General features: G+C 37.6%; 16 protein-coding genes. 8 read left to right on the top strand and 8 right to left on the bottom strand.

Going from position 1 to position 19582, the window contains the following annotated elements; all coding sequences use genetic code 11:
* Window positions 1-699 (bottom strand): hypothetical protein (locus ACYVRH_RS06310; protein WP_461256079.1); only part of this gene is annotated, 699 nt, incomplete at its 3' end.
* A 71-nt stretch (window positions 700-770) separates the two neighbouring features.
* Window positions 771-980 (bottom strand): hypothetical protein, encoded by a 210-nt coding sequence (locus ACYVRH_RS06305; protein ID WP_461256078.1) that lies wholly within the window; start codon window positions 978-980, stop codon window positions 771-773.
* A gap of 326 nt (window positions 981-1306) precedes the next feature.
* Here ACYVRH_RS06305 and ACYVRH_RS06300 point away from each other — a divergent pair, with 326 nt between their 5' ends.
* On the top strand, window positions 1307-3454 hold the full coding sequence (locus ACYVRH_RS06300; protein WP_461256077.1) for a hypothetical protein: 2148 nt from the start codon (window positions 1307-1309) through the stop codon (window positions 3452-3454).
* A gap of 23 nt (window positions 3455-3477) precedes the next feature.
* Here the strand turns inward: ACYVRH_RS06300 and ACYVRH_RS06295 are convergent, their stop codons facing one another.
* From ACYVRH_RS06295 to ACYVRH_RS06275, 5 genes are all read right to left on the bottom strand, one after another.
* A complete protein-coding gene (locus ACYVRH_RS06295; protein ID WP_461256076.1) occupies window positions 3478-5136 on the bottom strand; it encodes a hypothetical protein in 1659 nt (552 codons plus the stop codon).
* An 87-nt stretch (window positions 5137-5223) separates the two neighbouring features.
* Window positions 5224-6858 carry a hypothetical protein gene (locus ACYVRH_RS06290; RefSeq protein ID WP_461256075.1) on the bottom strand — a complete coding sequence of 545 codons (1635 nt, stop codon included), beginning with the start codon at window positions 6856-6858 and terminating at the stop codon, window positions 5224-5226.
* Between the two features lie 38 nt (window positions 6859-6896).
* Complete coding sequence (locus ACYVRH_RS06285; protein WP_461256074.1) at window positions 6897-8624, bottom strand: hypothetical protein; 1728 nt, start codon at window positions 8622-8624, stop codon at window positions 6897-6899.
* 176 nt (window positions 8625-8800) lie between these two features.
* Entirely contained in the window at window positions 8801-10273 is a 1473-nt protein-coding gene (locus ACYVRH_RS06280) for an SPOR domain-containing protein (protein WP_461256073.1), read from the bottom strand.
* Between the two features lie 4 nt (window positions 10274-10277).
* Window positions 10278-10748, bottom strand: coding sequence for a hypothetical protein (locus ACYVRH_RS06275; RefSeq protein ID WP_461256072.1), 471 nt, complete (start codon window positions 10746-10748; stop codon window positions 10278-10280).
* Window positions 10749-10811: 63 nt separating this feature from the next.
* On the opposite strand from ACYVRH_RS06275, the gene loaP reads away from it, so the two are divergent.
* Window positions 10812-11351, top strand: a complete 540-nt coding sequence (gene loaP, locus ACYVRH_RS06270; protein ID WP_461256071.1) for an antiterminator LoaP — start codon at window positions 10812-10814, stop codon at window positions 11349-11351.
* Window positions 11351-12820: a polysaccharide biosynthesis protein gene (locus ACYVRH_RS06265; protein ID WP_461256070.1), complete on the top strand. Its 1470-nt coding sequence runs from the start codon at window positions 11351-11353 to the stop codon at window positions 12818-12820. Before loaP ends, ACYVRH_RS06265 begins: the two co-directional genes overlap by 1 nt.
* Here ACYVRH_RS06265 and ACYVRH_RS06260 read toward each other — a convergent pair.
* A complete protein-coding gene (locus ACYVRH_RS06260; RefSeq protein ID WP_461256069.1) occupies window positions 12813-13130 on the bottom strand; it encodes a helix-turn-helix transcriptional regulator in 318 nt (105 codons plus the stop codon). The two genes, ACYVRH_RS06265 and ACYVRH_RS06260, sit on opposite strands and share 8 nt — an antisense overlap.
* Before the next feature lie 153 nt (window positions 13131-13283).
* Here ACYVRH_RS06260 and ACYVRH_RS06255 point away from each other — a divergent pair, with 153 nt between their 5' ends.
* From ACYVRH_RS06255 to ACYVRH_RS06235, 5 genes are all read left to right on the top strand, one after another.
* The gene (locus tag ACYVRH_RS06255) at window positions 13284-15419 is read left to right on the top strand and encodes a xanthine dehydrogenase family protein molybdopterin-binding subunit (RefSeq protein ID WP_461256068.1); all 2136 of its coding nucleotides are present in this window, start codon (window positions 13284-13286) and stop codon (window positions 15417-15419) included.
* Window positions 15416-15901, top strand: coding sequence for a (2Fe-2S)-binding protein (locus tag ACYVRH_RS06250; RefSeq protein ID WP_461256067.1), 486 nt, complete (start codon window positions 15416-15418; stop codon window positions 15899-15901). The genes ACYVRH_RS06255 and ACYVRH_RS06250 overlap by 4 nt, the downstream gene beginning before the upstream one ends.
* Complete coding sequence (locus tag ACYVRH_RS06245) at window positions 15885-16718, top strand: FAD binding domain-containing protein (RefSeq protein ID WP_461256066.1); 834 nt, start codon at window positions 15885-15887, stop codon at window positions 16716-16718. The genes ACYVRH_RS06250 and ACYVRH_RS06245 overlap by 17 nt, the downstream gene beginning before the upstream one ends.
* 203 nt (window positions 16719-16921) lie before the next feature.
* A complete protein-coding gene (locus ACYVRH_RS06240; protein ID WP_461256065.1) occupies window positions 16922-18016 on the top strand; it encodes a 3-dehydroquinate synthase in 1095 nt (364 codons plus the stop codon).
* The coding region (locus ACYVRH_RS06235; RefSeq protein ID WP_461256064.1) for a hypothetical protein at window positions 18013-19582 on the top strand (1570 nt) is incomplete at its 3' end. The genes ACYVRH_RS06240 and ACYVRH_RS06235, both read left to right, overlap by 4 nt.

The following is a 19582-nucleotide window of genomic DNA, read 5'->3' as shown; positions in this document are numbered from 1 at the left end:
GTGTATATCTATACGTTTCTTTAATTTAAGTAAACATTTTATAAAAAATTCTATATCATATATTTTATAATCCAATAATTTTTTAAATATTTGATCAAGGAATTGCTTACCGATACAAAAACCAGCGACAGTCAATACATCATCCTTTATTTCTTTAAATAAAACATTGCGCTTTTCGTCATCTGTTAATTTGTATATTTCCATATTTTTTTCTAAATATGAAAATACGGCTAAAATAACAATAAATATATTAATTTTTTCAGTATCACTTTGAGAATTTTTCATATCTCTATAAAATTTTGGATAAATTTCCGTCTTACAACAAATTATGGATTCTAGTTTTTTTTCTATTCTATCCTCTATTTCATTATCACGCTCTACCTTAATTTTTTTATTTTTTATCTCTTCATCGACTTCATTTTCTATTTCTGGCCGAATAATTTTCGTAAGTTTATCTTCTAATTTTCTAAACCAACTTTTGTCGTCAGCGGGCAAAAGTAAAATATAATCGACGACTGACTGAACAATATTTTCCTCATTTTTTGCATCAGAAGATCTTGGTTTATTATTAGAAGACATTATTTTACTAGCGTTAACTTCAGGTATTGTTCTGGCAAAAAGAAAATCGTTATTTTCTGTTTTATCCTGATTACCCTTACTAAATATTTTTTTAAAAAAACGACGAATTAAAACTAACATAGATTTCTCCTTACAGTATTTTGCAAACAAATAAAGGGCACCCAAAAGAATGCCCTTTATATTAACACGAACTATTGCGCGCCGGCAATAGCCGCATGATTTTGATCCGGAGAAACCATGCAAAACTCCCTGAGCATTGACTGAATCGCCTTGTGAGTATCAGTTGAGCGGGCGTGAACTGTTCTGATACGGGAATGAGGCTGCAAATTAATAGACCTGTACCCGACAGAACGGTTTAAGCGTTCATCCGCCAATGCCAAAAACGCGGTACTTGTAACCATGTCTTAATCCTCCTTAATATACCAATGTATATTAATGCTAATACAATTTTACAACGTTTTATTTAACATCCTCGCACTTAGCAAGTAATAATGCCAATAAATCTTCAGGCGACTTTATTCCAACTTGATGTATTAGTAAACCAGACCTTAAATGATTTATATGCAAATTATAAACATTGTAATTTTTCTATATTTTACTTGCTAAGTAATTTTGTAAAATATTATCAATTTCTCATAATTTTTCTTGCTTTTTGTCTCTTTTTCATGGTAAAATAGACCTACCCTGAAAATAGGGCTTTTTTTTGAGAATAGAATTGGGGGAAAATATGAAAAGTTTAAAACGGTTTCTCAGCGTTGTATTGCTGTCTTTTCTTCTTGTTGTACAGCTTTTTGCTAATCCTAGGCAAATAGCAAATGCGGCGGATTTCTTTCTTAGCTATGGGAATCCTTCTATATTTAAAACTAGAACTATAGATATAGTAAAATTTGGTAATGGCGGAGGAGGAGGCGTTTTATTCAGGGCCATTGCGGTTCCTGAAGATAATAATCTCTTAAAACAGCAAATCATACTTACCTATAATTATGAAAAAGGTAACGACGGTTCCCGTCTTAAAGTTTCATTTGGCGGCAAAACAATTATTGTCAACGATCTTTATGATTGGATGCTCCTGCCTGTTGCCGCATTTGCCGATACTCCTTATTATAACTGTGTAACATTGCTTGCTGATCCAGTCGAAACAAGTGAAATAAATAGGAGATTATTTGCTATTGATCAAGAAAAGAAGGTTTACTTTGCGGAGTACCATCCCGCATTTATAAATACGCTTATTGGGTTTAATCTTCTTTTGGTCGATGCGATTTTTATAGATCCTAATGTACGCAATATTCCTTATAAAGCAAAAGAATTGATAAACTTGAAGGGGTATAATACAAATGACAATCAAGCTTTTAAACTTACAGAAAGTAATTCTTCACTCGATTATATAAAAAAAATACTTCTTGATGAAAAAGGCAAACAGAAACATAACAATTATGTGTTTTCTGATCCTGATAATGGAATATCTTTTAAGATTGAAAATAATAAAATAAATTTTACCGCTGTTCCTTACTATCATTTTCTATTAAACAAATCAAAGACTCGCCGCTTTCAATTTGAATATATCAAAGAATTAACTGAATCTATCCAAGATTCCAAGCAAGTAAAAAATATTAGTCCGGCAATTTTTGATTGTGCGGAAAAAATAGCGCAATGGGCGGCGTTTTTCCGCATGGTCAAATATCAGTTTCCAGACGCATGGTATGATTTTATTTCACAGATCAAACCTAAATTAACAGACGCAAGATATATTCCAGGACTGGGTCCGGAGAATGATAAATATCAATACAAATTTGATTCTGAAGATTTTAATTTTGAAACGCCAAGAAGTTTAGATTTTATAGGAAAGGAAAAGGAAGAAGAGTTTAAAAAATTTGTTAATGAGAGTGAAACTATACGTTCTATATTATTATTATTAAATAATCTTAATTCCGAACAACAAAAAAGATACTCATCACTAAGTTTGATAGAACAAATATATTATTTAAGTTTATCGGAGGAAAAGCGAGAAATTGCTGATCGGCTAAGCCAAAAAAGTTTAAGTGTATTTTTATCTCTTAGCTCAAATAATGATGAATTAAATACTTATTTGCGGTTCGATCTTAAGCAAAGAGAATTATTCGATAATCTAAGTAAATTGAAGCGTAGTGATTTATTATCTCTCAGTAAAGAAAAAAGAGAAACTTTTTTTACTCTCAATCCTGTACAGCAGGAAATATGCTTTGAATATGATGATGCAAAACGAAATGAGTTTTTATCTCTAAGTCCGGCTGACAGGCATAAGTATATACTTAAAGATGATGAGGAAATGAACCGTCTAATTTCTACAAAACAATACGATAAATTTAAATCCCTAACAGAAGACCAAAAAGAAATATATTTTTCAATATCCAATCCTTATGAAAGGAATGTATATTTATCCTTTAATAATGAACAACGAAAATATTGTGATGGACTTAGTGTAACAGACCGGAATAATTTTCTGTCTCTTGCTCCTAAAGAAAGAGACAGAGTTATGGATGAAGTTTTTGCGCCAAGAGTAATTGGAAGGAAGATTGAACCTGCGTTAGAAATAATAATGCCTGAAAAGCAGATTGCACTTACGCCAAAACAATTTGATATATATTTAGCGCTTACGCCAAAACAACGTGAAATATATTCAACGCTTATTACGCCGAAACAACAATTAATATATTTATCGCTTACTTCAAGAGAACGAGAATATTGTGATAACCTTAGACCGGATATGCGGACTTTGTTTTTATCACTTGAACCTGAACAACGGATTAACATGATTTTAGGAGTTCCTTCTATAAAGCGGCCTAAGCGGACTTTACAACCTTATATATTGGACGGGCCAATTCATACTCAGGAATAATAATTAATGGTATTTAGGTTAGTTTACAAGACTTGCCTATCTTTTGTAAATTTTATTCCTCTCTCATCCGTATTAGGCACAAGATAAAGAATATTTGTAATTTCTTTGTCTTTTGCCTCGGCTTGGCTATTGCGTAATTTTTTGTAGGAATCACTTCGATATTTAAAGGTTTCTCTGCATACTACCGGACTATTTAGACTTAAATTAAAAAAGTCTATCGCTTCTTTAAAATCGCCTTTATAATAACATTTCTCTCCCCATTTTGTATAAGTATACCCCAGCGCAAAAGCAACAATAAATTCATTAGGTTTATTTTCAATCACTTTTTTAAAACATTTTTCCGCTAGGTCAAAACGCTCAATATTTAAATAGTTCACGCCTTGTGCAAACCCTTCTCCCGGCCCGATGCAGGAAAACATACGGAAATAATATTTCTCATATTCATAACAATGCAACATTGCAAGTATACGATAAAATTTATTTTCATAACCGCCATCCGCAAATTCACATACTGCCTTTGTAAGATAACCGCTATTCCACGTTTTTAAACAAGGAATATCATTTTCAGAAAAATCGAGCTTTTCATTTACTGAAGATTCATTAATTTTATCCCAAAGCTTGACAAGAAAGTCTTTTTCATTGGAAGATTGTTTGTCAATGGCCGCCGCCAAGCCAATTATTTCTTGAAACAGCTTTTTTTCATAAGAATCAAAAACATTATTGATTATATCTATAATATAATGAAATGAAACTATCTCCATTTGACTTTCATTTTTTGTATCTTCCGTTTCTTCATTAATTTTCCATGGTATAGTTTTTTCTACTTCTTTTCGCAAACTGTCAATGCGGGAGCCTCCCGCGTCAGGGTGCGTTCCGCTGAAATCAGATTCTTTGAAAATAATTGATAACAACTCGTCTATCGCCAAATATTTAAGGTATACTTCAAAACCCAAATTAAACTCGGCCTTACGTATTACATCTTTATATATTCTGGCCATGGTATTTTTCATTAGTTCATACCCCAAAATATCAGCTTCAGTTTCAATTTCAATCCAGTTTTTGGCAACTCCACTAATATTGTTTTCATTTTCATATTTTTGGTGCCCTAACAAAACATGCGCAAATTCATGAGCCAATATGAATATTAATATCGCATCACGTAATTGTTCAGAAATTTTATCCATATTTGAAATATTAAAATGTATGTCGCGCAAACCGTCATTGGAATACAAAACAGCTTTTTTAAATTCATTGTAATCATTTACATCAAGCAGTTGTATATGGTTTATCTTATCTCTGATATCATTAAGATCATCATCTATTGAAGGCACTATACCATATTTACATTTTGGAATAAGTTTTCCCATAAGTTGCGCAAGAGTATTACTTATAGCCAAAATATTATTATCAGAAATAATTAATTTACACTTTTCGGTCAAGGAAAACGCTCCGGCATTAAATTTGTACATCGGCATGGTTAAAACTATGAGTTTCCAATTAATATTATTATCCCATTCATGAATAGTTTGATAAATTTGCTCCACCAGATATTTAAGGTGTTCATCAGGCCTGGCAAAATCAGATGAAAAATCACGCGCTTTTAATCTTTGTTCCGCAAATTTAATTTTCGCTTGTTCAGTTTTGTCAAGGTTATATTCCTTACATATTTCATTTATTGTCATTTTGACCTCTTTATATGAGTTATTCTGCATATTAATACGAACTATTGCACGCCGTCAATAACCGCATGATAATATTCATTTAAATCGTCAAGCGGCATTATTACTAATAATACCCGTCTCTATCGCTCGTTTAATAATATATTCACGAAGCGAGTTATATTTTTCCATATTATCATTACTGACTTTCTGTAAAATTATTTTTTCAAGCGTTTCCCCCTCCTTTTTAATTACTTTTTGATACATAGCCCATCCTGTTTGCGAGTATTTCTTTAAATACCCAAAAATATTTATCCAATATGCCGGCGTTTTTCGCAATTCGTCCACGGGCATCGCGTTTTTACTGTTCTGATACATATAATATGTTTCCGTTTCCAATTCCTTGTAATTTAATTTATTCCCGCACAATTCGTATTCCGACTGATAAATTACGTCAAATATTTTAGTTAAAAGTATCTTATAACGTTCTTGAAATATCGAATAAATTACTCCAATTTCTTTATTGAGACGTTCAAAATCAACAAAACCGATAGCGTTAATGAAAGATATTGCAAGCCCTACCAACACATTACTCATCAAAGCCATAAATTCTGATTCATTTACAAACCAATTGTCAGACATATAGACATAATATTCCCTGTTAGCCTGTTTTATGTCTGCCGTTGCCAATTCCGTAAAATAGGCCATTGCGCCTTTTATTTTACCTTTTACGGGCGCCCAATCAGCCAGAGCTTCAATCAAAACCGTTCCAACTTCTTCCCCTTCAGGCAAATTGTGCCAAAAAGCGGCATGTAATGCGTCCATATCCGTCAAAGAAATTCTATGCCCTGCCTCATGCCATTTTATGCCATTTATCATATTTTGAATAAATGTCTCTTTAATACGCAGTACGTCTTCGGTTTTATACGCGCCATAAAGATATAACGCTTTTTCTTTTATGCCTTCGCAAATATCTGAATTGACATTACACAAGGCATATTGCCGTTCAAATTGTAATTGATAAAACATATGCCATTTATTAAAAAATATTACTTCGCAAGATTCCCGCCTAATCATCGAACAATCGTAAATAACTTCTGCCGCTACGGACAATACAAATTGCGGTGAACGGATATATTCTTTATTAACAATATAAACCTTGTTTTCATCCGAATGAAATTCTTCAACTGCGCCAAATATGAATCTTATTCCATAAGGGCTATTTGTGCAAAACAAACGTAAATTCAACCCTAACAAATCAAAAATCGCGTTTAATTCAAATAAACAAGCACAAGAATATTTTTTCCCCAATAATTCCAATTCGTAATTTTTGATATAAGCCAAATATTCTTCTCCTGTTTTATAGCCGTTGCGCCCATCACATTCATTAAGATTTTTCATAAAATGATTAGCGTCTAATTGGGTAACATGCCTGTCATTTGGTATTCCTTGTATATTACGGCAAAAAGAAACCGACACCCTTTCCTCGCCCATAACTCCAAAATCATTACATTTTTGCATAACCAGATAAATGATCAACGCCAATTCTCTAAATTTCCTGTAAAGATACTCCTTGATAAATTCGCCGATGTAATAGATTTCTTTGCCTTGTTTAGCTGACGGCTTTTTAATAATTTTACCTTCGTTTAACTCAGCCCCGTACTTAAATGTAAATTGTTCATGAAGATTATTAAGCTCTTCGTTTGTCATTCCGCTATAAATTGATATTTTTTTATTTTTGCGCATAACATCTCCTTTTTTTCACTTAGCTTCAAATAAAATTTTTAAGTAATTAGATTAACATGCAATTTCTTCTTGAATTCATCCGGTTTGTAAATAATCTCATGCGGCTCTTTTATCACTCCTATTTCTTTTGAGCGCTCTACGATATAATCGCGCACTGATTTATAATTTTTCTTATTGTCACTGTCCGCCATATTTAAAATCAGCTTCTCAACCAAATTACTTTGTTCCGTAAGCATTTTCTGATATTTATCCCATCCTTCTTTTGAATATTTTTTCAGATATAAATAGGTTTCGCTCCAGAAAGAAGAATATTCATATAATTTTTCAAGTGAAACTCCGTATTTGCCGTATTGATAAAACTCATGTATCTCATTTTCCAGAGCCTTATAATCAATTATACGGTTACCCAAATCAAAAATAGCGTTATGAATAATATCGATAGATTTCTCACAGAGAATTTTAAACTGTTCCTGTAAGAAGTCATATATTTTTTTATTATCTCTTTCTATGCGTTCAAAATCAACAGAGCCGTCAGAATTAATAAATAAATAGATTAATCCAACCAATACGTTACTGTGTATACATAAAAATTCTTCATCCTCGTCAACGAACCAGTTATCAGACAGATTTACGTAAATATTACCTGTTCCGTTACGTATGTCTTTTTTGGCTAATTCGCAAAAATAGGCAATCGGTCCCTTGCGATTATCTTTCTCTGGCGCCCAATCCGCCAAAGCTTCTTCCAAAGCTCTCCCTATAACATCTTCTTCATAAAAATTTGTTCTAAACGCGTTGTGAATCGGATCCATATCACCGTTGACAATATGATGCGCAACCTCATGAACAATCACGCCTAATTTCATGTCGTTGATAAATAGTCCGCTTATTTGATAAACATCTGTAGTATTTTTAGCGCCATAGTACTCCAACGCTTTAGCTTTAAAACCTTCTCTGATTGAAGAATTCACATGCGCTAAAGCGCGTTTATATTCATAAATTGGCTGGCTATAAAATTTTTGCCATTTATTGAATAGTATCACCTCACAGGCTTCCGTGCGTATCAACATTGTGTTGTTATATGTCCTCCCAGCGCATGAAAGGTTAAACTGCGGAGAGCGAATGTACTCTTTTTCAATTATAAAAGCTTTATCATTTCCATGTTCTAATTTGTTTATTTCGCCAAAAATAAATTCTGACCCGTAGTTATTATCAGAGTATCTAAAAAAGTAATAATCAACTTCCATCAAATATAAGACATTATTTAAGGAACGTAACTCGTCATGGCAATATTTTTTCCCAAATAATTCAAATTGATATTGTCTTAAATAATCTCGGTACTCATCGCCAGATTTATTCCCGTGGCGTTTGTCAGCTTCTTTAAGGATACTCGTAAAACGGTTGGCGTCAAACTGTGTGACCTCACGAAAATTTGAAATATTAAGTATTTTTCTGCAAAAAGCAATTGATATTCTTTGATCGCCCATCAGCCCCCAATTGTTCTTTTTTTCCATGGCAAGATAAGTTAGTAAGGCAAATTCTTTTCCCTGTCTATATATATATTCCTTTGTAAACTCACAAATACGGCGATATTCCTCTTTTTGCATTTTAGGTTTTTCATATTTTTTAGCAATCAATGTCTTTATACGGCGTTCTTCTATGGTAAGGGCAGTATCATGTAACGCAATGCCGTATTTGGCCGTAAATTGCAGATTCATGATATAAAGGTCATCTGATGAAAACATCGATATTTCTTTCTTTCTTGACATAATTGTCTCCTTGTGATAGTTTTATTGACAGAAAATTATCTGACCTCTAAAAAATATCCTGTTTTAGCCGTGAATATGTTACTTGCCAAGTTAATTTTATTGAGAATAATCAAATTGAGCCGAATTACTTTTTTAAATCAGAGGGCGGCCTGCTCGGGTCAGGCTGCCCCTATTTATCAGCCGCCTTTGCGGACAAACGCGTCTTTATACCCTATGCTTTTAAACCGCACAAGGACGGCGGCGCTTTCGCCCTGATTTAGCGGGCCTATTAACACGCGGTATACGTTATCTGCTCCTTTAAAAACTACCGGAGCAAAACTGCGGTCAATTTGATTTAATGTGCTTTCAACAAGATCAGCGGAGAGCGCCGCAACTTGCACGTAGTACTTCCCCCTGTCAAGCCTGTCTATCGTTTTAATGGAAGGATTTTCATTCACCTTTGAAGGCGGATTTTCATTTACGTGCCCGTCAGTTTTTCCGGGCGCAGTAGACGCTATGCCGGAAATAAAATCATCAGGAAACATATCTAAAATAGTTAGAGGCGGCGGTTTTGGCGTTGTTTCTTTAATTTCAAGAACCTGCCGCTCAGTCTCCTTTTGCGTTTCTGCTTCAGTCTTCCCCGGAGTTGTAACAACTTCAACTTTTTCCTGCCGTGGAGGCACCTCTTTTACAACTTCTTGCCGGGGAGCTTCCGTTATAAATTGAGGTACCTCTTTCATCGGTTCTTCTTTTTCACGCGGAGCTTCCGTTATAAATTGAGGCACGTCTTTCATCAGTTCTTCTTTTTCACGCGGAGCTTCCGTTATAAATTGAGGCACGTCTTTTATCGGTTCTTCTTTTCCATGCGGGGTTTCTGTTATAAATTGAGGCGCGTCTTTTATCGGTTCTTTTTTTTCACGCGGAGCTTCCGTTATAAATTCAGGTACTTCTTTTATCGGTTCTTTAGGATGCTTTTCCTCTGTTTCAGCTACTTGATGCGCGTCCTTTTGGTTTTCTTGCAATAATTCAATTTCTTTTTTCTTTCCATCTTCACCGTCAGGCTTTGTTTGCGTTACAGAAGGCTGTTCTGCCGGGTCAACCATATAACCGGGAACGTCAACTATTTGCAATCTGCCGCTGCCGCCCCATTCAGGCTCATCAACAATATAACCGGGCGCTGTCGGAAGCGTGGGAGTCTTTTCAACGGGTTGACTTACAGCGGCAGTTTCAGGAGGAGTGTACGTGTCTTTGTTATAAACTTCCTCTACCAGTTTTTCTTCATCAATCACATTTCCCGAGTCATATTCGGGAGTTCCTGCCGCCATACTTTGCGTGAAACGCACATAAGCCATAGGATCTGTAGGCTGTATCATTCTGATTCTGCTTATGGAACCCGCCCTCATTCCAATTAATTCGGCGGCTTCGCGGGAAACAACCGCAAGAAGGCCGGGACTGGTTAAGGTATTAGAGACAATTACCCGCGTTTTTTTTCCGTTTTCAATATTTGTAATATCAACTACGGTGTTTTTAGGAAACGCGTTGGTCGCGATATAAAAGCCGGTCACTGGCAATTCTCCGTTAGGCGCGACTGCGGCGGAACCTTCCCAGGGGGACGCGCCTTGAAACAATAAAAGCGACGCGATAATTACTAACGTAAGTCGTATTTTCATTACTCTACTCTCCTATGTAGGGAACAAACCCTTTTGCAATTGATTTCATATTGTTATAATCATCCTGTGATGATCCCCGTTTCATAATGACATTTTTTTCAAGCACTTTTTCCTTCCTTGTAACCTTGTAAATATAAAACGACACTTCATTAGGATCCTGCAACTCCTTTTTATAATCCAGTAAAACAATCAGCATATAATCAATTCCGTAAACAACGGCCTCGTTTATATCAATAACCTGCAAAACATCGGACGGCCTTTTTTCAAGACGCATAACAGGAGCGTTACTGATTATGTACCCCGCGTCAAAGAAAACGTCCATGAACGCATTTTCCCATTCTATTGATTGCGATTCCTTTACGTCAAAATCTTCATTTACGCCCGTTTCAATCACATAAAATGAGACCGTTGACGCGCCAACGTTGAAATTTAGGGAAATTCCTATAATTACGGCAATAACGATACACTTTGTCATTAGTTCTCCATAACTAATATCGGCACTCTTTTCAAAACACAAAATAAGAATATACTGAATAAAATGAATTATTACGCCATACAGGTAAAAACACGGTCAGAAGAAAAATTCATTAAACTTTTTAAAGCCAGCCACCCGCAAATCACTTTCCCCATCCATTTTCCCAAGAGGCTTCTTGATATTAGGAAGGGCGGAAAGATAAAAGCCTCCACTCCGGCGGTTTTTCCCGGTTATTTGTTCATAGAAGCCGACAGCGATGAAGAAATAATATCCTGCCAGTGGGAATTCAGGCGGACTGAGGGGTTTTACAGGTTTTTAAAATCAAACCGCGACATAACCCCGCTCGCGGACAGGGATTTGGAACTTGTCCTCCATTTTATAAATAACACAGATTCCGTGGCCGGACGCTCCAAAGTGTATTTTAACGAAAATTCCCGCATTGTCGTCGTAGAAGGCCCGTTAATAGGGCTTGAGGGAAGGATAATAAAGGTCGATAGAAGAAAGGGAAGGGCAAAAATAAAGCTCGACCTTTACAATGATTCATTTTCTATCGATCTGGCTTTTGAGGTGATAGGGTCGTTAGATAATGATAAGGGGAGATAATGGAAAAATCAAAACGTCTGTACATTATCGGGGCGGGATTTGCCGGACGTACCCTTGCAAGCGAAATAACGACAAAGGCGATTTTTGGCGAAGTAGTAGCGTTTTTAGACGACGATCCTGAAAAAATAGGCAAAAGAATCGACGGAATCCCCGTATTGGGGCCAATCCGAGACGTAGCCCTTCTATTAAAGACAAACCCCGCAGACGAAGCGATTATAGCGATTCCAAGCGCGAGTAAAGAGTACTTAAAAGAACTCTACTCTATCCTTAAAAAAGCCAACTTCCAGAAAATCCGTATTCTTCCCGGGATTTCCCAAATAGTCGAAGGGGATGCGCACTTTATACAGACACGCTCCATACACCTGCAAGACTTACTGGGACGCAACCCCGTAACAATCAAACTTAAACAGAGCCTTTCTTATGTACGCGGCAAACGCGTTTTAGTCACAGGCGCAGGCGGTTCAATAGGCAGCGAATTATGCAGACAATTGCTTTCGGGCGGAGTGTCCCGTCTTTATCTGCTAGGGCATGGAGAGAACTCAATTTACCTGATAGACAAGGAACTGCGGCTCTTACAGGACGAAGGAGTCGGGGAAAAAGCGGCAATTGTGCCTGTAATCGGAGACTTAAAAGACGGGGATTTTGTTGATTACATTTTAAGCCACTTAAAAGCAGACGCTATCTTTCACGCGGCGGCATACAAGCATGTCCCCATGATGGAAGAAAACCCCGTAGCTGCGATAGAAAACAACGTTCTTGGGACTGAAAATCTTATCAATGCCGCCGTAAAATACGGCGTTAAACGTTTTGTCCACATATCCACCGATAAGGCGGTTGATCCCGTATCCGTCTACGGAGCGTCAAAACGCATTTGCGAACAGTTGGTTATTTCCGCAAGCGCGGACTCTCAAAAAAACGGGACAAACTTTGTAGTAGTCCGTTTTGGAAATGTGCTAGGCTCCCGAGGATCGATTGTTCCGCTTTTCCAGCAGCAAATCGAAAAAGGCGGACCGGTGACAGTCACCCACCCGGACGCGAGACGCTATTTTATGACCATCAGCGAGGCGTGTTCGCTAGTTTTAAAAACTGGCGGTGTCGGCGAGAACGGCTGTTTGTACCTGTTAGACATGGGAGAACCCGTGCGTATCCGCGATTTAGCCGAACAGTTGATACGTTTCCACGGTTATGAGCCGGATTCGGAAATAAAAATCGAATACATAGGCCTGCGTCCAGGCGAAAGGCTTGACGAGACCCTGATCAGCAAAGACGAAGTACAAACAGAAACGGAGTACAGCAGAATTTTAAAGGTAAGCAAAAAAAATCCCTTTGTTTTAGACACTAAAAAACTAGTTGATGAATTGCGCCCCGTTTGCAGGTTTGATCCCGCCAAACCGAAAGCGTACCGCAGTACGGAAATGTTACGGGTCGTTCTTAATGATTATGGCATTCTTGAAAAAAAAGCTAATTAAACAAAAGAACAATCGTAACTATTAACAGGCTTATAAGAATTCCAAACGTTCCGAACAGCACGCTTTTACGGATGGTTATTGTTTCTGATTCTACAACCGGCTCATTGGCCGGCTCATCTTTAACTTCATGCGAATATTTAGCCATTAATTCCTGAATATTATGAACTCCAAGCTTACGGTATAATTTTTTTTGATGATACAACAGCGTATTATAAGCGATATTCAAGTTATTGGCGATTTCCTTGGGCGGAATGCCTTTAAGGAGCATATTAAATAATTCTTGTTGCCGAGGCGTTAAATCATTACTCATAATTTTTTCCCTTTATATGATAAAAAATAATAAAAAATACCAGTGGCGGCAATAAAATTCTCTCATCAATATTTGTGAGAGTTCGCCACTGTAAAATTTCAAGGCTAACGCGTGATATTGTAATTTCATTAAAATAACAATAAAATACCAATAATGGAAACTCTCCCATTTCTGGAAGATATTTACCCTCCCGATTTGTTGTATGCGGTAACAATAAGATCGCCAGTGGCCAAGGGCAAATTAATAAACGTTGATGTTCCTTTGCTTCCCGACGGTTATACGTTCATTACCGCAAAAGACATTCCCGGCAAAAACAGGCTCGAAAACACTGAAATCCCCATTCTTGCGGAAGAAAATTTAAATTATATCGGTGAGCCTATTGGTATTTTATTGGGGCCGGATAAAACAAAACTGGAAGAATTTTCATCCAGATGCATAGTGCTTGACGATGAAGAAAACGCCATTTTTTCATACGGCAATGAAAATACCCTTAGATTAACAAGGAAAATTGATACTGGAAACACGTTTGATACGTTTAATGAAACAGGACGGATAGTAACAAGCAGTTATAAAACAGGCATTCAGGAACATTGGTACGCGGAGCCTATTGGAGCAATTTCATGGTTAAATAGTGAACAGGATGAAAATAGTTTAAAGAGCGGCATAAATGCCCCTATTACTATAAAAACCTCCACGCAATGGCCATACCACGTAAAGAGGGCAGTTACAAGCGTATTGAATATTGACGCGTCATTGGTTTTTGTAGAGCCTACTTGCCTTAACCTTCACATGGACGGAAAATTATGGTATCCGTCTTTAATCGCGTGCCATGCCGCATTGGGGACTCTCATTACAAAAAAACCCGTGCGTCTTATCCTTAGCAGGGAAGAGGATTTTCTTTACACTCCAAAACGCTGCGGCACAAATATAAATATCGTATCCTCAATTGACGATAAAGGCGGTATAAACGCCGTAAATATCGATATTTCTGTTAACTTGGGTGCTTACGAGGTTAACGGAAACGAGATTCTTGATAAAATATGCCTTGGAACGCTCGGTTTATATAATTTTGATAAACTTAACCTTACGGCAAAGGCATATTGCTCAAATATTCCTCCGCAAGGGCCGTTTACCGGTTTTGGTTTGGCGCAGGGCCTTTTTGCCATAGAGCGCCATGTTTCACTGATTGCCGATATGGTTAATCAAGACCCTGCCGAATGGAGGGAAAAACATATAAATACGCAGATTCTACTGCCTTTGCCAAAAAATAAAAACAGTATTTCAGGCGAAAAATTGATTAAAACTACCGCCAAAATGAGCGATTATAATCATAAATGGGCATCTTATGAATTACTCCGCCAAACGCGCAAAGGAAAAAAAACCGATAAAGGCGAAAAGCCTCGCGGAATAGGAATAGCTTGCGGGTTTCAGGGGAACGGGCTTCTTTATCATGGCGAGGATAATGGAGCATATAGCGTGGAAGTAACATTGACAAAAGACAGCGTTCTTGAAATAAAATCAAGCATTACAAGCCCTGAAGATTATTCCAGAATATGGGCAAGGATCGCCATGGAAACCTTGTCCATAGAACACGATATGGTCAGTATTATTTCAACTAACGCGCCCGATTGCGGCCCTTCATGCGAATCCAGAAATATTACCGTTATTACCAAATTAGTGGAAAAATGCTGCCTTGCCATCCGTAAACAGCGTTTCCACGATCCTCTGCCAATTACAGTCCGCCGTTCAATAAAACCTTATAACGGAACCCTTTTAGGCGGACGTTTTGCCCCTCCCCCTGAGCAAACTCTTGATATTAACAGTTTTTCAAAATTAGGATTGGCGTGCGCCGTAGTGGAAGTGTCAATCGACCTTGTGGAGTGCGTTCCCGTCGTGCGCGGCGTCTGGCTCGGCGTTGACGGCGGAAAAATCATTTCGGCCAACAGGGCTAAAAGGGCGCTGACGCGCGGGGCTGCCCAGTCTCTTGGATGGGCGTTTACGGAAAATATCGAGTATGTCAACGGCGTTATTCCAAGAGCGCAATACGATAATTTTACCATTTTTTCCCCCGTGGAAATTCCGCCTATTCATATAGATTTTATCTCGGACGATTCAAACGAGCCAAAGGGAATAAGCGATCTTCCGTTTACATGCATACCCGCCGCGTTCCTTCAGGCGGTCTCCCAAGCGATGGATTACGGCTTTAAAACAATTCCGCTAAAAAGAAATGACTTATGGGAAATTGTCCGCGTAAAAAATCTTGATACTTCCGTACAGGGGGCAAGATGAAAATTGAATTTATCTTAAACGGCGAAGACGTTTTTTTTGACGGCGAGGCAGGAGTGCGGCTAATAGACATACTGCGTGGCAGTTTCGGTTTGTTTGGATCAAAACCGGGCTGTCTTGCCGGGCAATGCGGCGCTTGCACGATCATTTTTAACGGGCAGGTCAGCCCGGCTTGCTTAATACCCGCTTTTAGAATACGCGGGGCCGAAATTATCACCATCGAAGGTTTTTCACAAACAATTGAATGTCAGGAAATAAGAAACGGGTTTGAACAGGAACATCTTGGAAATTGCGGTTACTGCGAAGCGGGAAAAATCCTGTGCGCCGAAGCCCTTATCGAGAATATCCCCTTCCCTACCAAAGAAGAAATTTTAATGGGATTCTCAGGGATAAAATGCCGTTGTACCAATGTGGAAAGGCTTGTAAAAGCCGTAAATAACATTGCCGCAGAGCGGCACAGGAGGCTGAATGAAGGCACCTCTTAACCAGGTTGTTATTCCCTCTTCATTTCAGGAATTATTTTCGGCATGGGAACGTTTTCCCGATGCAATCTTGTTCGCCGGAGGCACTAACGTTATCGGCAAACAGGAAAGAAATATACTGTTCCTGCCGCCCGTATTTCTTTCACTGGATAAACTTGAAGACCTGCAACATATCACAAGAACGGAACAATACCTTGAAATCGGTTCAATGGTAAAATTAAACAAATTATTAATGCTTGGAAAAATCGTGCCCGATGTTTTATGCTCATGTTTAAAAAAAATCGCGGGGGTCCAATTAAGGAATATTGCCACTATCGGAGGCAATATTTGCAGTACTTCCCGCCTCCTCGATTTGCCCGCCGTTCTTACCGCCCTTGACGCCCAATATGAATTTAGAAACGCCTCAAACGCGACGAGGTGGGTTTCCTCCTCCCGTTATCACTCACAAGAACATACGACGCTTGAAAAACATGAATTACTCACCAGAATAAGGCTTCCGCTTTATCAATGGGATTATACCGTATACAAAAAATTTTTTTACGAGGATTATTTTAACAGTGAAACTCTTGTTTTACTCGCAAGAACGCGAAAAAACCTGCTTTCTGACATTAGATTGATTTATAAAGGGAAGGCCATTTTCCGCAATAAAGAAGGAGAAGATATCTTGAACGGCAAATACTTGCCTTTGAACAGGAAAACAGCCAATGAATTTCTTATCAGTTGGCTTGAATATCTTGATAAAAAGAATGAAATAAGCAAATTTTCAAAAAATTCGCTAATAAATAGCATAGAAGAGTGTATTATGTATCTTTCAGAGTAATATTTTACACTATTAATAATAAAGACTTGAAAAACCTCCAAATTATTGCTACTCTAAGGTAGAAATTGTCATTTATTTTGAGTATGTTTCGGCTGCCAAATGAAATGCCGTCTGTCTGACCGCTAAAAGTCTTTCATAACGTTTAATGCGGATTGACAGTTTTTATCTTGTTTTTTTCCGGTTTTTTCCGGAAAGGTATTTTTTTGCATTTTACATTTAACGAATACAACACATACGTTGAAATCAGCCGTGAAATTCCCACAATACGCCTAATTGCCCAAAAATTAGGGCTTGAAGCGGATGCCTCTTTTAAACCGTTAATCATAGCCGATGAAAACACCGCCTATATCGCCGCCAAAATATCTGGCGGCGATGATTATCCTTCCGTATTTTTAAAAAGCGGCGAAGATAATAAAACATGGCGATCCGTAGAAACAATACTTGCCGCCGCCAACAAAGCCGCATTAGGCAGAGACGGCGTTTTTATCGCCGTCGGCGGCGGAGTAATCGGCGACCTTACGGGTTTTGCCGCCTCAATTTATATGCGCGGCTGCCGTTTTGCGCTTGTTTCCACTACCCTGCTCGGCATGGTTGACGCGTCTGTCGGCGGCAAAACAGGTTTTGATCTTTTTGGCATAAAGAACCTTATAGGCAGTTTTTATCCGGCGCAAAGCGTTTTTTTGCCGACAGGCGTTCTTTCCACATTACCTCGCTCAGAAATAAAAAGCGGCATGGCGGAACTAATAAAAACTGCCGTCCTTTGCGGCGATGATTTTCTTGAGCAGTTAACGCCGTTAGCTGTAAATTATGACAATTTAAATAAATTTTTGGAAGACGGCGCGCTTGATAAGTGCATAGAAAGAGCCGTTTTGTACAAGGGCGGCATTGTCAGCGAAGATTTTCGCGAATCGGGAAAACGAATGTTATTAAATCTTGGGCATACTTTCGCCCATGCCCTTGAAAGCGCCGCCGGCTTTGGAAATATTACGCATGGGGAAGCCGTCGCATGGGGCATGGTACGCGCCTGCGAGCTTGGAATTGCGTTAGGCGTTACGCCGCGCGAAAGGGCGAAAAAAATTATTGACCTTATTAAATCATCCGGTTATGAATGTTCATGCCCCCATCCGGCGGCGGTTAACAAAGACGCGTTATTAAACGCCATGAAAAGCGATAAAAAGAAAAAAAACGGACGGCTTGTCTTTATTGTTCCTGATGATAAAAGCGCGCGCGTTGTATTTCTTGAAACCAAAGAAACGCAAATATTGGAAAATATACTACTTGGCGGGCATTCATTTTGACTTTACGAAAAACAATTTTATTTCTAATGTTTTTTATTGTTTGCTTTTACGTTTATTGCGAAGAAGACAAAAATGAAACAAGTGAAAAAAAACAGGAAGAAGACGTTATTTCAGTTGAAATTTTAAAAGATGATAAATACTCCGAGGAAACAATATTTATTATTAATTCTTTTAATTATAACGTCATAGGCAGGACTCTTCCTTTTGTATTAAATAACAAAACTGAATTAAAAAAAGGGGAAGAAATAACAGGTAAAACAAATTTAATTAAATTTATAAAAGATAAAAGGCAGCTCCTTACAAATGAAAGAGTTTTAAAAGATAATGTCAAAATAGAATATGCTATCGGAGAAGCGGCGGAAGACGGCAAGTATCCCGTGGACTTGCAAATATATGTTGAAGACACATGGAATATAATCGCGCTTCCGTATCCTAAATACAGTTCAAATTACGGTTTTGAATTAACAATTAAAGCCCGTGATTACAATTTTTTTGGAACAATGCATGCTTTAAGGGTTGATTTAGGTTACAAATACGATCAGGACGGACAATCATTCTTTTCATTAATGGTGGATTCAGGGGTGCCGTTTCAGGTTTTTGGCCTTGACTTTCTTTTTGATTTTGACAATTATTTTGATTACCGCCCTGATATGGATCTTCCCTATTATTATAAAAATAAGACGGCGATTTCGCTTGACATTCCCATTAAACGCTCGACTCTTAACCTGCTGTTTTCAGAATCTTTTATTTTAAACGAGGAAAATGACGATTCAGACAAACCTTATTACGGGGATTTTCAGGAAGGACTTTATTTGTCAAGCAAGCCAAGCATAACATGGAAGATTCCAACCGGCCTTGAAATCGGCGAATACGGAGAACTTACCTATACTCCGAATGTTAATGCCGTTTTTAATCATGAACTCCCATTGTGGCCTCTTTTAGAAAACAGAATAGGGCCAATAGCGTTTTTTAATCATACGCTTTATTTTGGACGTTTAAACTGGATAGATAATTTCCGTAAAGGCGTTAATGTTCAAATTAACAATTCATACAGTTATAATTTTTATTATCCTAAAATCGACATAGAGCCGTGGAAATATGATTACGGCATAGATATAAAAACTTTTTTTATTTTTATTAAAGATATCTTTGGGTTTTCCGCCCGTTTATCCCACCGGCATTGGATAAATTCAAATTATGAATACGCTGGAGATTTATTACGCGGCGTTTATGATAAAGACGTAAACGCTGAATTTATTCTTACTTTAAATTTGGATATACATATAAGGGCGTTAAAAATAGATGCTTATAAATGGTTTCCTAATAATAAATTCTTGCGTTCATTAGGTTTTGATTTGCACATAAACCCCGTAATTGACGGCGCTTTCTACAAGAAACCTTCAAAAGACGCATCGTTTGATCCCGAAAATTTTCTTCTTGGAGCGGGATTTGACACTATTATTTATCCGCATCAATTCCGCAGCGTGTTCTTCCGCATATCAACATGCTGGGATTTTTCCGATATTTCAAAAAGAACTCCGATTGAATTATTCTTAGGCATGGAAC

The sequence above is a fragment of the Treponema sp. R80B11-R83G3 genome, from assembly GCF_054786115.1.
The sequence above is the reverse complement of the archived record's forward strand: the minus strand, read 5'-3'. Positions and strand labels throughout refer to the sequence as shown.

Bases quoted from the DNA above. Each gene is read 5' to 3' on its own strand.
- ACYVRH_RS06305 (WP_461256078.1), bottom strand. From the start codon at position 980: ATGGTTACAAGTACCGCGTTTTTGGCATTGGCGGATGAACGCTTAAAC.
- ACYVRH_RS06300 (WP_461256077.1), top strand. From the start codon at position 1,307: ATGAAAAGTTTAAAACGGTTTCTCAGCGTTGTATTGCTGTCTTTTCTT.
- ACYVRH_RS06295 (WP_461256076.1), bottom strand. From the start codon at position 5,136: ATGACAATAAATGAAATATGTAAGGAATATAACCTTGACAAAACTGAA.
- ACYVRH_RS06290 (WP_461256075.1), bottom strand. From the start codon at position 6,858: ATGCGCAAAAATAAAAAAATATCAATTTATAGCGGAATGACAAACGAA.
- ACYVRH_RS06285 (WP_461256074.1), bottom strand. From the start codon at position 8,624: ATGTCAAGAAAGAAAGAAATATCGATGTTTTCATCAGATGACCTTTAT.
- ACYVRH_RS06280 (WP_461256073.1), bottom strand. From the start codon at position 10,273: ATGAAAATACGACTTACGTTAGTAATTATCGCGTCGCTTTTATTGTTT.
- ACYVRH_RS06275 (WP_461256072.1), bottom strand. From the start codon at position 10,748: ATGACAAAGTGTATCGTTATTGCCGTAATTATAGGAATTTCCCTAAAT.
- loaP (WP_461256071.1), top strand. From the start codon at position 10,812: ATGAATTATTACGCCATACAGGTAAAAACACGGTCAGAAGAAAAATTC.
- ACYVRH_RS06265 (WP_461256070.1), top strand. From the start codon at position 11,351: ATGGAAAAATCAAAACGTCTGTACATTATCGGGGCGGGATTTGCCGGA.
- ACYVRH_RS06260 (WP_461256069.1), bottom strand. From the start codon at position 13,130: ATGAGTAATGATTTAACGCCTCGGCAACAAGAATTATTTAATATGCTC.
- ACYVRH_RS06255 (WP_461256068.1), top strand. From the start codon at position 13,284: ATGGAAACTCTCCCATTTCTGGAAGATATTTACCCTCCCGATTTGTTG.
- ACYVRH_RS06250 (WP_461256067.1), top strand. From the start codon at position 15,416: ATGAAAATTGAATTTATCTTAAACGGCGAAGACGTTTTTTTTGACGGC.
- ACYVRH_RS06245 (WP_461256066.1), top strand. From the start codon at position 15,885: ATGAAGGCACCTCTTAACCAGGTTGTTATTCCCTCTTCATTTCAGGAA.